General features: G+C 60.9%; 12 protein-coding genes and 1 tRNA gene. 9 read left to right on the top strand and 4 right to left on the bottom strand.

The annotated features are described in order from the left end of the window. The 3 genes from AC1DUP_RS03320 to AC1DUP_RS03330 form a co-directional block, all read right to left on the bottom strand. Entirely contained in the window at positions 1-1044 is a 1044-nt protein-coding gene (locus AC1DUP_RS03320; protein ID WP_477832072.1) for a DUF2278 family protein, read from the bottom strand. A 96-nt stretch (positions 1045-1140) separates the two neighbouring features. Continuing rightward, entirely contained in the window at positions 1141-2199 is a 1059-nt protein-coding gene (locus AC1DUP_RS03325) for an aldo/keto reductase (RefSeq protein ID WP_113296705.1), read from the bottom strand. A 169-nt stretch (positions 2200-2368) separates the two neighbouring features. Next, on the bottom strand, positions 2369-2707 hold the full coding sequence (locus tag AC1DUP_RS03330; RefSeq protein ID WP_115034441.1) for a hypothetical protein: 339 nt from the start codon (positions 2705-2707) through the stop codon (positions 2369-2371). Positions 2708-2943: 236 nt separating this feature from the next. Between AC1DUP_RS03330 and AC1DUP_RS03335 the strand changes: the two genes are divergently transcribed. The 8 genes from AC1DUP_RS03335 to AC1DUP_RS03370 all read left to right on the top strand — a co-directional run bounded on the left by AC1DUP_RS03335 (position 2944) and on the right by AC1DUP_RS03370 (position 10610). Further along, complete coding sequence (locus tag AC1DUP_RS03335; RefSeq protein WP_113296707.1) at positions 2944-3921, top strand: ABC transporter substrate-binding protein; 978 nt, start codon at positions 2944-2946, stop codon at positions 3919-3921. A gap of 7 nt (positions 3922-3928) precedes the next feature. Next, positions 3929-5623 (top strand): ABC transporter permease, encoded by a 1695-nt coding sequence (locus AC1DUP_RS03340; protein ID WP_477832073.1) that lies wholly within the window; start codon positions 3929-3931, stop codon positions 5621-5623. After that, the gene (locus AC1DUP_RS03345) at positions 5611-6630 is read left to right on the top strand and encodes an ABC transporter ATP-binding protein (protein ID WP_113311147.1); all 1020 of its coding nucleotides are present in this window, start codon (positions 5611-5613) and stop codon (positions 6628-6630) included. The genes AC1DUP_RS03340 and AC1DUP_RS03345 overlap by 13 nt, the downstream gene beginning before the upstream one ends. Before the next feature lie 68 nt (positions 6631-6698). Continuing rightward, entirely contained in the window at positions 6699-7808 is a 1110-nt protein-coding gene (locus tag AC1DUP_RS03350; RefSeq protein WP_477832074.1) for an endonuclease/exonuclease/phosphatase family protein, read from the top strand. Next, entirely contained in the window at positions 7805-8548 is a 744-nt protein-coding gene (locus AC1DUP_RS03355) for an NUDIX hydrolase (RefSeq protein ID WP_477832075.1), read from the top strand. Before AC1DUP_RS03350 ends, AC1DUP_RS03355 begins: the two co-directional genes overlap by 4 nt. A 64-nt stretch (positions 8549-8612) precedes the next feature. Next, on the top strand, positions 8613-9524 hold the full coding sequence (locus AC1DUP_RS03360; RefSeq protein ID WP_113296712.1) for a PhzF family phenazine biosynthesis protein: 912 nt from the start codon (positions 8613-8615) through the stop codon (positions 9522-9524). 126 nt (positions 9525-9650) lie between these two features. Then, positions 9651-9726 (top strand) — tRNA-Lys (locus tag AC1DUP_RS03365). A gap of 227 nt (positions 9727-9953) precedes the next feature. Next, positions 9954-10610: a DUF1442 domain-containing protein gene (locus AC1DUP_RS03370; protein WP_113311144.1), complete on the top strand. Its 657-nt coding sequence runs from the start codon at positions 9954-9956 to the stop codon at positions 10608-10610. Positions 10611-10625: 15 nt separating this feature from the next. On the opposite strand, the gene AC1DUP_RS03375 is transcribed toward AC1DUP_RS03370, so the two are convergent. After that, the gene (locus AC1DUP_RS03375; protein WP_113506869.1) at positions 10626-11315 is read right to left on the bottom strand and encodes a methyltransferase family protein; all 690 of its coding nucleotides are present in this window, start codon (positions 11313-11315) and stop codon (positions 10626-10628) included. Between the two features lie 189 nt (positions 11316-11504). Here AC1DUP_RS03375 and AC1DUP_RS03380 point away from each other — a divergent pair, with 189 nt between their 5' ends. Further along, positions 11505-12584, top strand: a complete 1080-nt coding sequence (locus AC1DUP_RS03380) for a glycosyltransferase family 2 protein (protein WP_477832076.1) — start codon at positions 11505-11507, stop codon at positions 12582-12584. Positions 12585-12741: the final 157 nt, after the last annotated feature.

Raw genomic sequence — 12741 nt, forward strand, 5'->3', positions numbered from 1 at the left:
TCAGAAAATCGTTGTCCAGCCTTCGTTTGCGGTCTCGCTCTTGCCGTAGCCGACCCGATCGGCAATCGCGCCATCGGCGTTGAGCAGGATGATGTCGCCGCCCTTGTTGGCAAGCTGAGGGCCGCCATTGTCAGGGTCGAGCGTGATGGTGCGGAATTCGCCCGAGGCGAGGGATCCCGTCAGTTTTTGTTTGCGGCCTTCACCATCTTCCAGCGACCAGCCTTCGATCGACATCGCGACATCAGAGCGGTTGATGAGCGTCACCGTCTCCTCCTCGGTGCCGTCGGCGCGGTTCACCGGATTGATCATGGCGGCGACGATACGCAGCGACGAGGCGACGATCGGCTGCGGCCGACGGGTGCCTTCACCGCGGCCCTGACCGCCCCTGTTGTCGCCGACCGGATGGCCGGTGTTGGCGTCGGTGTTCCAGTTCTGCGACTGGAAGCCGAGGAAGATCGCTGCCCAGTGGTCCTCATCCGAGAAATGGATCAGAAGTGCGCCGTCCTGATTGGGCGCGTTGGTGGCGCGGAAACTGCCGCTGTCGCCCTGATTCATATGGATATCGTGAATGCCGTTGCCGGGCTCGAAGCCGAAATATTCATCCGGCTTGTTGTTCTCCGGCCCCCAGGCTTCGCCGAAGGCGTAGAAGTGGATGGACTTGTCGGCGATGCCTTCCTGCACGATCGGTTCGATGAAATCGCGCAGATCGTTCTTCGGCCCGTCAAGCTGGAAGGGCGCCACGTCCATGTCCTCGCGCTCGATCATGCCGCCGCGCACATAGTCGATCGCCAGATCCTTTCGGTCGCCTCTGATATCGGTCAGACCCATAGGCAAAGCGGTGAGTTCTGATGTCAGCGTCTCGTGCTGGAAATCCATGACATTGGCATAGAGCAAGTCGTGGGGCGATTCCTTCGAGCGCACGTTCATGGCGATACGATAGCTGATGCCACCTGCCTCGATGCGGATTTCGATGTGGGGATCGTTGTCGTCGTCAAGGGCGAGCGCCGAAGCCGTACCCTTCAGCACCTTGTAATTCCGGAGCATGGTGAACCTCGTGGTGGGGGACGAAGTATCACGATAGCATGGCGGAAATGCATCTTTTGTGACGCTGGTTTTCCGCCATGCAACGCTTTGGAGAGCTTACTTCTTCAGGTGCGGCGCGAAGAGTTCCATGTCGGCTTCACTCAGCCTGTCGTTCGCCGTGTTGAGCTGGTGCCAGTAGGGGTAGATCACCGGCGGTACGCTGACTTCGTCGAGGCGCTTGCGCTCCTCATCCGAGAGCTTCAGGTCGGCGGCGGCGAGGTTGTCCTTGAACTGAGCCTCTGTGCGGCCGCCGATGATGACAGACGTGACCGCCTTGCGGCCGATGAGCCAGGCGAGTGCGACCTGCGCTGCCGAAACGCCGCGTTCCTCGCCGATTGCCACCAGCGTTTCGACGATGTTCCAGAGGCGGTTTTCGTCGCGGATCGGCGGTTCGGTCCAACCGGCGAACTGGCGGGTGCCTTCGGGGGCGGCAGCATTGCGGCGGTGCTTGCCGGAGAGGAGACCGCCGGCGAGTGGGCTCCAGACGAGGACGCCGAGACCCTGATCGATGGAGATCGGCAGCAGTTCGTATTCGGCGTCGCGGGCTTCCAGCGTGTAGTGGATCTGCTGGCTGACGAAGCGCTGGTACTTGTGTTCGTTGGCGACGCCGAGCGCCTTCATGATGTGCCAGCCGGAATAGTTCGAGCAGCCGACATAACGCACCTTGCCCTGCTTGATCAGGGTATCGAGCGCTTCCATCGTTTCTTCGAGCGGCGTCTGGCCGTCCCATTCATGGACCTGGTAGAGGTCGATGACATCGGTCTTCATGCGCTTGAGGCTCGCCTCGCATTCGCGGATCAGGTGGTAGCGCGACAGGCCGCGGTCATTCGGGCCGTCGCCCATGCCGAAGCGGGCCTTGGTGGCGAGCAGCACTCCATCAGGGCGCTTGCCGCCGAGTACTTCACCGATGATATTTTCGGATTCGCCGGAAGAATAGACATTGGCCGTATCGATCAGGTTGACGCCGGCATCGAGGCAGATATCGACCATACGGCGGGCTTCCTGCGCGCCGAGATCGCCGACCGTCTTTGCCCAGCCGACGCCGCCGAAGGTCATCGTGCCCATGGTTACAGTGGAAACTTTCAGGCCGGAACGGCCGAGCAAACGATATTCCATTGAAATTCCTCCTCATGAAAATGGCCTGATTGACGTACCGCAAGGCAGCCGGTCGTCAAACAGCAAAACGTTCACGCCTGCGTGAGATTACGCTCTTGCCGCCGCTTGCGCGAGGACAATAGCCGGCGAATTTCGACACGAGGTCGGCGAGCAGACTTCGGGATAGACGCTATTTTTTTGTCCGCAGCGCGAGGATCATATCTGCCGCGACTAGCGGTTGATTTCGTTCCATAGCGCGCGACAGTTCACGCACAAAGCCCGGGCTTTCATTTTTGCTGACTGCGTCAAGCAGGGCCTGGCGAGCGGAGCTGCAGGAGTTGGCGGCGATTAATCCCAATTCCAATGGCGAGCCTTGTTGCGGGGCATAGGCGACTGCGCGCGACAAGAGGCAGTCCTGATAGGCTACCCCCTCGGGATAATCCTTCAATTCTTTGGACGGTTTATTGGCTGTCGTCTGACATCCGGCGAGAATCGCACAGGCAAGCGCGGTCGCAATACAGATCTTCATTGGGGCTCCAGCGTGTTGAAAGCGGATCGGGCATCGCAGAGCCGTAGATGATTCAATCTCAAGTTTATATGATTTGCTTCTACCCCTATCGGAAAAATACGTGTTTTGTTGAGAAAGCAGATAGGAAGGTGCGGCAATCGGCTGGCCTGGTCGACCAAGCCGAGGCCGCTGTGCCCTGTCACATCGCTGTCAAACGCCCCTAATAAGGGAGGGGTATCGCAATCCGAGGGTCATCCATGAAAACGCTAGTTTCCGCCGCTGCATTGCTTGCCGCGAGCCTTCTCGCCATCCCGGCTTCCGCCGCCAATCTCGTTCTCTACACCAGCCAGCCGAACGAAGATGCGCAGGCGACCGTCGATGGCTTCATGGCCGCCAACCCCGATATCAAGGTCGACTGGGTGCGCGACGGCACGCCGAAGATCATGGCAAAGCTCCAGGCTGAAATCCAGGCCGGCAATCCGGTTGCCGACGTTCTCTTGATCGCCGATGTCGTGACGCTCGAGCGCCTCAAGGAAGACGGCAAGCTGCTCGCCTACAAGTCTCCGGAAGCAGCAAACTACGACGCTGCTCTCTATGACGCCGGCGGTTATTACTATTCCACGAAGCTGATCACGACCGGCATCATGTACAACACGTCGGCTGCCATGAAGCCGACGAGCTGGAAAGATCTTGCCAAGCCGGAAGCCAAGGGCCTCGTCACCATGCCGAGCCCGCTTGCTTCGGGTGCAGCTCTCATTCATGCCCAGACGCTGGCCGCCGTTCCCGGCCTCGGCTGGGATTTCTACAAGTCGCTTGCCGATAATGCTGCTGTCGCTTCCGGCGGCAACGGCGTTGTCCTGAAGTCCGTCGCCTCTGGCGAAAAGGCTTACGGCGTGGTCGTCGATTACCTGCCGATCCGCGAAAAGGCCAAGGGCGCTCCGGTTGAATTCGTCTTCCCGAGCGAAGGCGTTTCGGCTGTGACCGAGCCGGTCGGTATTCTCGCCAGCGCCAAGAATGCCGATGCCGCCAAGAAGTTCGTCGACTACGTTCTCTCCGAAAAGGGCCAGGAAGGCTTCCTGAAGCTCGGCTATATTCCGGCCCGCAACGGCATGAAGCTGCCCGCAGGTTTCCCGGCACGCGACACGATCAAGGTTCTGCCCATCAACGCCGCCGAAGCACTCAAGAATACCGACAAGGACCTGAAGACCTTTACGGATCTCTTCGGTTCGAAATAATAGACCCATGCAGGGTTATGTACGTGCAGGGAGCAGCCAGCCCGTCTGGCTGTTTCCTTTTATTGTTTCAGTGGTTCTTTTCCTCAGCGTGCTGCCTTTGGCGCGGCTTGCGGTCGTCGGCATTTCCGCCTTTGCCAATGGCGGCGTCATGGTGGTTCTCTCCGATCCCATGGTCTGGTCGGCGGTCTATTACACCGTGGTCACGGCGGTTCTCGGCACTGTCATTTCGCTGATCATCGGCTGCGCTTTCGCCTATTTGCTTACGCTGACGGATATTCCGGCCAAGGGGCCGCTCAGCTTCTTCTTCGTGCTGCCGATGATGATCCCGCCGCAGGTGACGGCGCTTGCCTGGGTGCAGATGTCGGGACCGTCAAGCCCGCTTCTGAAGGCGCTGCATATTGCGCCGCCGATGGGATCGCCGCAGCCGCTCTATTCGGTTGGCGGTATTGCGCTGCTCTATGGCGTGCAGCATGCGCCGCTTGTCTATCTGGCGCTGAGGGCAGGGCTGATGACCCTGCCGCGCGACGGCGTGGAAGCGGCGCGGCTGTCGGGCGCATCGAGTCTCAGGGTGTTTCGCGATATCATCCTGCCGCTGTCGCTGCCGGGCGTCATTGCGGGGGCGGCAATTTCCTTCGTGTCCTGTACCGGCAATTTCGGCATTCCCGCCATTCTCGGCATTCCGGCCTCGATCTTCACGCTGCCGACGCTGATCTTTTCGAAGTTCACCGCCTTTACCGGCCGCACCTTCGGCGATGTGGCGCTGCTCTCTGCCATCATCGCGCTGATCTCTGTCGCCGGCCTTGCCATCCAGGACCGGGCGTTGCGCGGGCGCGATTACCGGGTGATCGGCCTGTCTGGCGCAACGGCCGCCTTCGAACTCGGCGGCTGGAAGCTCATTTTCACGCCGCTGCTGTGGATCGTGCTATTCTTCATGCTGGCGGCACCCTTCTTTGCGTTGGTGGCCGGCGCATTGGTGCCGGCTTACGGCGTGCCGCTGACTTTCAAGACCATGACGTTTCATGCCTTCGAGGAGATCCTCTTCCGGCAGGCGGTGACACGCACGGCCTTCGTTAATTCGCTGTCGCTCGCGAGCGGGGCGGCGGTCGGACTGCTCTTCGTGACGGTGCTGGCTGCCTATGCGCTTACGCGGCGCAGGGATACGCTCTCGCGAATCGTTTCCAGCCTTGTCGAGATTCCCTATTCGCTGCCGGGCATCGTCATGGCGGTCTGCTTCATTCTTGTCTTCGCCGCACCCATCCCGGTGCTGAACGTGACGCTCTACGGCACGGTCTGGATCATTCTCATCGCTTATTTCTCCTCCTTTTTCGCCGTCAGCCTGAAGCCTGTGGTCAGCGCCTTTCATCAGCTCGATCCGGCACTGGAAGAGGCGGCACGGCTTTCGGGCGCCGGCTTCTTCCGGCGGCTGAAGGATATCATCGTGCCGCTGATTGCCCCGGCGGCTGGTGCCTCGGTCATCCTCGTCTTTCTGATCGCCTGCAACGAGCTGACGATTTCGGCGCTGCTCTGGTCGGCTGGCACGCAGACGCTGGGTGTCGCCATCTACAATCTCGATGACAGCGGCAGTTCCGACCTTGCCTCGGCTCTGTCAGTGCTCGTCGTCTTCATGGTCGTCGCCATGATGCTGCTTCTGGAGCTTCTGGCGAAACATCTGCCCAAGGGAGTGGTGCCGTGGCGAAGCTGATCCTCAATCAGGTTGCCAAGGATTTCGGCACGGGACGGGCGGCGGTCAGCGGCTTTTCGCTCGACGTGCGCGAGGGCGGTTTCCTGGCGCTGCTCGGCCCCTCCGGCTGCGGCAAGACGACGGTGCTGCGCATGATTGCCGGCTTTGAGACGCCGAGCGATGGTTCCATCCATCTCGGCGAGCGGTTGCTTGCCGATGCCTCGCAATCGCTGCCGCCGGAAAAGCGCAACATGGCGATGGTCTTCCAGTCCTATGCGCTCTGGCCGCATATGAGCGTGGCAGACAATGTCGGCTATCCGCTGAAGGTGCGCGGCATCTCCGGCGAAGTCTACAAGGCGAAGGTGCGCGAAGCGCTATCGACTGTTAGGCTCGTCGATTATGCCGAACGGCGGCCGGCCGATCTCTCCGGCGGCCAGCGTCAGCGCGTGGCGCTTGCCCGCTGCCTGGTGACATCGCCCGATGTCGTGCTGCTCGACGAACCGCTCGCCAATCTCGACCGGCATCTGAAGCAGGAGATGGAGGAAACCTTCCGGGAGTTTCACCAGCGCTCCGGTGCGACGATGATCTATGTGACGCATGACCAGAGCGAGGCGATGGCGCTGGCCACCGACGTCGCCGTCATGTCCGAAGGACGGCTGTTGCAGGTGGCGCCGCCGGCCGAGATCTATGCACGGCCGGAAGGGCGCATGGTCGGCGGGCTGATCGGCCGCGGCGCGATCGTCACGCTGCCTGTCATGGGCAGCGAACGTCATCTGGAATGGGACGAGCTGGAAGATGCGCTGGTGGCCGCCAATACCGATGGCGCCGATATACTGGTGCGTCCGGAAGATGTTGTTATCGGCGGCGAGGGGGCTCCTGCGATCGTCGAATCCGTGCTCTTCGAAGGCGAGCGTTATGCGGTGAAGCTGACGCTCGGCAACGGCCAGGCGTTGCGCGCCTACAGCCGCGTGGTTGTCGAGACCGGCGAGGCGGTGCGCGTCGTCATCCGCGCCGGCTGGCGGCTTTGAGGGACAATAGGCTTTGCTAGCCGCTTATTCGTGTCTAGTAATGCCCTGATGCCAACCGGGAATGCCTGATGTCGCTTCGCCTTGCTACTTTCAATGTCGAGAACCTGCTCACCCGTTTCGACTTTACAGGCTATCGCAACCAGCTTCGACAGGATCGCGTCATCAAGCTCTTCGAGGTCAATAACGAGGGCACCTATCAGCAGCTGGAGCAGGCGCGGGTGATCGCGTCGACCGACGATACGCGGCAGATGACGGCGCTCGCCATCGCCGATGCGGATGCCGATATTCTCTGCCTGCAGGAAATCGACAATATGGCTGCACTTCAGGCCTTCGAATATGGCTATCTCTATCGCATGGTCGGCAATGGCTACCGGCAGAAATACCTGGTCGAGGGCAATGACAGCCGCGGCATCGATGTCGCCGTATTGATGCGCGAGGAGACGCGCGACGGGCAGAAGATCGAGCTCAAGGATATCAAGAGCCATGCGATGGTGACCTATCGCGATTTCGACCTCTTCGATGACGAGATCGGCAAGACCAACCGGCTCGACGACAAGGTCTTCAAGCGCGATTGCCTGGAACTGGACTTGAGGATCGGCGGCGTGCCGATGACGCTTTATGTCGTGCATTTCAAATCGATGGGCAGCCCGCGCGACGGGCTGGACGGGCGTCAATCGACCCTGCCGATCCGCCGGGCCGAGGCGCGTGCCGTTCGCCGCATCATCGAAAACCGGTTCGGAGCTGCGCATACGGCGAGCAAGAACTTCGTAATCTGCGGCGACATGAACGACTACCAGGAGCGCGTCGACGTCATCGGCCGGCGCACCATCGGTTATCGCTTCGAGCATCAGGACGAGGTCGAAAGCGCGCTCGATGTGTTCAGTCAGGATGGCTTTGCGGAAAATGTCGTGCGTCGCCGCGAGCCGCTTGATCGCTGGACGCTCTATCATTCGCGCGGGCCGGAGGAGCAGTGGCTCTGCCAGCTCGATTATCTCTGGCTATCGCCCGCCCTTGCCGCCGCCAACGCCAAGCGCATCCCCGAAATCATCCGCCACGGACAGCCCTACCGTACCATCTTCCCGCCCGGGCAGGAGGTGGAGCGCTACCCGCGCACCGGCTGGGACAGGCCGAAGGCATCCGACCATTGCCCCGTCGTCATGACACTGGATCTCTTATGACACCAAACTTTTCAGAAGATCTTTCAGCCTTTCCGCCGGAACAGACGGTGTTTCCGATCGCAGGCTCGAATCTGCGCGTACTCGATGGCGATCACCCGCTGCTCGTTGAGAACAGACCGGCGATCCGCGAGAACTGGGAGCGGGAAATCGCCGCCAATCCGGCCCTCTTCGATGGTCGCATGGTATTGCAGCACCGGCTGAAGCTCTCCCAAGAGGGGATTGCGAGCGAGGCCTATTCCGTTCCGTTCTCGACCTTCATGTGGTGGCGCAGGCAGCCGGAGCGGAAGGGCGCCATTCATCTCTTCGCCTATCCGGTGCTGGAATCAGCCGACGGTGCGCTGGTCGCGATTCGCATGGGCGCGCATACGGCCAATGCCGGCCAGGTCTATTTCGCCGCCGGCTCACTGGAGCCCGAGGATATCGTTGACGGGCGCTGCGATATCGACAGCAACATGGCCCGTGAGGTGATGGAGGAGACAGGTCTCGACCTCTCCGATGCCGTTGCAGGTGACGGGCTCCACGCCAGCCACATCAGGCGCTCGGTCTCGATTTTCAAGCTTTTCCGCTTCGATATGACGGCCGACGAGATGGTCGATTTCATTAGCCGTCATATGCTGGTTGCCGAGGACAAGGAAATCGCAGGCGCTGTTGCGATCCGCTCGGCCGATCCCAAGGCTCAGCCTTACAATGCCGCCATGCTGCCGATCATCGACTGGTATTTCACAGGCAAGCGGGCCTGAAGCTTGCGCTCGGGCGTCCCGTCGGGCAGGTTGGCGGCTCGATGACCGATTCAGGGAGGCCGATGTGGCGTTAAGCTACAGTGTCTATGACGTGTTCACCGACATCAAGCTTGCCGGCAATCCGCTGGCCGTGATCTTTGACGGCGAGGGACTTGAGGACACGGCGATGCAGGCGATCGCCCGCGAAACGAACCTGTCCGAGACGGTGTTCGTGCAGCCGGCCGACAATCCCGCCTATACGGCGCGTATCCGCATCTTCACGCCTGGCCGTGAACTGCCCTTTGCCGGTCATCCGACCGTCGGCACGGCGATTGCGCTGGCGGAGAAGGCGCATGGGGCGGGTACAATCGACCTCGTTTCGGTACTGGAGGAAAATGTCGGGCCGGTGCGCTGTGCCGTCAGGCTGCGGGAAGGTGAGGCGAGCTTTGCCGAATTCGACCTGCCGCGCAAATCCCACCAGATACCACTGCCGCTCGACAAGCTCGGCATTGCCGACGCGCTATCGCTGAAGACGACCGAAATCGGCTTCGAGAATCATGTGCCGTCGATCTGGAGCGCAGGCGTTCCCTTTCTCCTGGTGCCGGTCCATGACGTCGGCGCGGCAGAGCGCCTGGAGTTCGACCCGCAGCTCTGGGAAAAGACGGTGCCCTTCGTCGATGGCGCGCTCGCCTCGGCCTATATCTACTGCCGCGGCGGCGTGAACCATGTGGCCAAGTTCCATGCCCGCATGTTTGGAAGCGGCATGGGCATTTCCGAGGACCCGGCCACCGGCTCGGCAGCCGCCGCTCTCTCGGGCGCGATCAACCATTTCGACCGGCTGACGGATGGGCATCACCCGCTCCTCATCGAGCAGGGTTTGGAAATGGGCCGCCCGTCCTTCATTCACCTGCATATGGATATCGAAGGCGGGGCTATTTCGAATGCCCGGATCGGCGGCCAGGCAGTGCGGATTGCGACGGGCACGCTCGACCTTTGATTTCATTGGATTTCCGGCACCTGACAAAAAAACTTCGCAATTAACCAAAGAATTTTCGACAGGGCGCTAGACAAGCCGGACGATCCTATTTATATGCCCCGTCACACCGCGCAGCCAAGCGCGGACGGGTGATTAGCTCAGTTGGTAGAGCAGCTGACTCTTAATCAGCGGGTCGTAGGTTCGAGCCCTACATCACCCACCACTTTCTCCTTCAAAGAGAAGAGAAGCCAGAAACAAGACCTTTGATATCAAAGGCTTGTTGGCTTTTTCTGTTTTTCTGATTCCGGCGCCTCCGTTGGCGGGAATCAGCGAATTGCGCTTTCCAGACATTCTGCCCTTGCCCGAAGTCGTCTCCGGTATTTAACTCGCTGGAGCGAAGTCCTTGCTGCGGTATCTACCCTCGCAACCCTATCCCCGGAGGAGTGCCCAATGAGCGGTGACAAAGAGAACAATGTCGGCGCATATCGGCTGGATGAGAAGGTGCTCAATGTGCTCGGTGCCTATCACCAGCGGATCGACGAGGAGCGCGGCAATCCGCGCCAGGAGGCGCCGGGCGGACGCGACGGCGGGCAGGATCAGCGGATGCGGGCGGTCGGCCCCGAGACGGGGCGGTTTCTCAACATTCTCGTCCGGAGCCTGACAGCGCCGACCATTCTCGAGCTGGGCACGTCTTTCGGTTATTCCGGCATCTGGCTCGCCGAGGCGGCACGGGCGACCGGCGGGCGGCTGATCACCATGGAAGTGCACGGCTATAAATCTGCGCATGCGCAGGCAATGGCGGAGAGGGCAGGGCTTGGCGACCATATCGATTTCCGGGTGGGCGATGCGGTCGCGATGATCCGCGAATTGCGGGGCAAGGTCGATTTCGTGCTCGTCGATCTCTGGAAGGATCTCTACCTGCCGTGCCTCGAAGCCTTCTATCCGAGGCTCAATGCGGGTGCGATCGTCGTCGCCGACAACATGATTTATCCGGCGACAGAAGACGTGACGATCTATGCCCGGGCCATCCGCGGCAAGCCCGGGATCACGAGCGTGCTGCTGCCGGTCGGATCGGGGCTCGAGGTCAGCCGCTACGAGCCGGAGTGAGTCTCAGGCGGATTTTCACCAGAGGCCGGGAAACAGCCGGTACCTTATCTTGCCGCAGTAATCCTCGTAGCCGGGCAGCTCCCGGCGCAGGTGCTGTTCCTCATCGAGCAGTCGCAGGATCAGGCCGATAAAGATCAGCGGTACGATGACGAGGCCCCACAGGGAGGCCAACGCAAGCGGAATGCCTGATGCAAGCGGCAGGACGCCGGCATACATCGGGTGGCGCACGAGGGCGTAGAGGCCTGTGGAGACGACCTTCTGGTCCTCGGAGACCTGGATGGTGGCCGACGCAAAGGTATTTTCCCTGAGAACGAAGACGACGAAGAGGAAGCCTGCCGATATCAGCAGGTTGCCGACAATGATTGCCCACACCGGGACCGCCGACCAGCCGAACCGGTAATCGAGCACCGAGACGATGATGAGGGCGATCATCACCACGCTGGTGAAGAGCTGGATGCGCTTCTGGACCGGCTCCGTTTCGGCGGCCGGGCCGGCGCGCATGCGCTTTTCCAGAAGTGTCGGGTCGCGATAGTAGAAATACACCGATGAGCCGGCCGACCAGGCGGCGAAATTGGCGATGAAGAGCCAGCCCTGCCAATAGGCGAGCGTGCCTGCCACCAGGAAGACCATGACGGCGAGGGCCACCAGGAACTTGGCGTTGGCTTCGGCGGCCCTGCGGCCGAGATCGGGTGCCGCATTCTGCATGACACCTCCTTGTACTCATGCTCCGCAATCCACTTTGCGGCTTCGCCTTTAGAATATGCAAAGCAGACGCGTGATATCAAACCACCGCCGGAGGCACGGATTCCGATCATCAGGGCAAGGGTGCTCTGTCTTGTGTGCCTTCAGGCGATTGATCATGCTGCCCTGCGGGGATTGGGAGATTCGGTGGAAATGGGCAAATCCGTTGATGGTGCTGACGTGAAGACGAAGCTTTCCATCGTCGCGCCCTGCTACAATGAAGCCGAGGGGCTGAACGAGTTCTGCCGGCGGGCGCGGGCGGCAGCGGAAGCCGTAGCCGGCCAATCCTTCGAGATCATCCTCGTCGATGACGGCTCCAGCGATGAGACATGGGACGTCATATCGGGGCTTGCGGCAAACATTCCGCAGGTGCTCGGCGTCAAGCTTCTGCGCAATCACGGCCACCAGCTTGCGGCGACCTCGGGCCTTGCGGTGGCGCGCGGCGAGCGCGTGCTGCTGATCGATGCCGATCTTCAGGATCCGCCGGAGCTGTTGGCGCAGATGATGGCGATCATGGATCAAGGGGCCGATGTCGTTTACGGGCAGAGGAGCGAGCGCAAGGGCGAAACGAAGTTCAAGCTTGTTACCGCCTCGGTCTTCTACCGGCTGCTGACGCGGCTGACGTCCATCTCGATCCCGCAGGACACAGGCGATTTCCGGCTGATGAAGGCGCGCATTGTCCATATCCTCCTCAATATGCCGGAGCGGCATCGCTTTATCCGCGGCATGGTGAGCTGGATCGGCGGCAGGCAGGTGGCACTGCGTTATACGCGCGATGTCCGCTATGCCGGCTCGACGAAATATCCGCTGCGCAAGATGATCCGCTTCGCGATCGATGCGATCACCAGTTTCTCGATCATTCCGCTGCGCATCAGTGCCTGGATGGGGCTTATTTCGGCCGTCTTCGCGGTGGGGCTTTTGGTCTACACGCTCGTGCAATGGTTCGAAGGCAATGTCATCACCGGCTGGTCGAGCATCATGGCTGCCATATCGGCCCTAAGCGCCATCCAACTGATCGCGCTCGGCACGCTCGGCGAATATGTCGGCCGGCTGGTGCAGGAGCATAAGCGCCGACCGATGTTCATGATCGACTGCGTGGTGCAGGGCGAGGTCACGTCCGAGCTGCCGGATGATTTTTCCGAGCTCGATACTGCCAGCCGCAGATCCGAGCTCGGCAAGCTTTCGGCGGCTAGTGTGACCGCGAAGCCGATTGAGACGGCTGTTGGCCACTGATATCGATTGTTGCCGAACATGTTGACAAAAAATTCAGCCTTGGCGGCAATTGACCTTTCCGATCTGGCATAAGCGGCGTATGCAGGCTGAACTCCCTCCGCGCGGCTTGTCTCCTGGTTTTCCCGCCCTTTCCCGCGCATTCAGGAATTCGCATTGG

It is taken from the genome of Rhizobium sp. 01L419 (genome assembly GCF_056400025.1).

Coding starts and splice junctions, on each gene's coding strand:
- AC1DUP_RS03375 (WP_113506869.1), bottom strand. CDS start 11,315: ATGCAGAATGCGGCACCCGATCTCGGCCGCAGGGCCGCCGAAGCCAAC.
- AC1DUP_RS03370 (WP_113311144.1), top strand. CDS start 9,954: ATGAGCGGTGACAAAGAGAACAATGTCGGCGCATATCGGCTGGATGAG.
- AC1DUP_RS03355 (WP_477832075.1), top strand. CDS start 7,805: ATGACACCAAACTTTTCAGAAGATCTTTCAGCCTTTCCGCCGGAACAG.
- AC1DUP_RS03335 (WP_113296707.1), top strand. CDS start 2,944: ATGAAAACGCTAGTTTCCGCCGCTGCATTGCTTGCCGCGAGCCTTCTC.
- AC1DUP_RS03320 (WP_477832072.1), bottom strand. CDS start 1,044: ATGCTCCGGAATTACAAGGTGCTGAAGGGTACGGCTTCGGCGCTCGCC.
- AC1DUP_RS03340 (WP_477832073.1), top strand. CDS start 3,929: ATGCAGGGTTATGTACGTGCAGGGAGCAGCCAGCCCGTCTGGCTGTTT.
- AC1DUP_RS03325 (WP_113296705.1), bottom strand. CDS start 2,199: ATGGAATATCGTTTGCTCGGCCGTTCCGGCCTGAAAGTTTCCACTGTA.
- AC1DUP_RS03380 (WP_477832076.1), top strand. CDS start 11,505: ATGGGCAAATCCGTTGATGGTGCTGACGTGAAGACGAAGCTTTCCATC.
- AC1DUP_RS03350 (WP_477832074.1), top strand. CDS start 6,699: ATGTCGCTTCGCCTTGCTACTTTCAATGTCGAGAACCTGCTCACCCGT.
- AC1DUP_RS03330 (WP_115034441.1), bottom strand. CDS start 2,707: ATGAAGATCTGTATTGCGACCGCGCTTGCCTGTGCGATTCTCGCCGGA.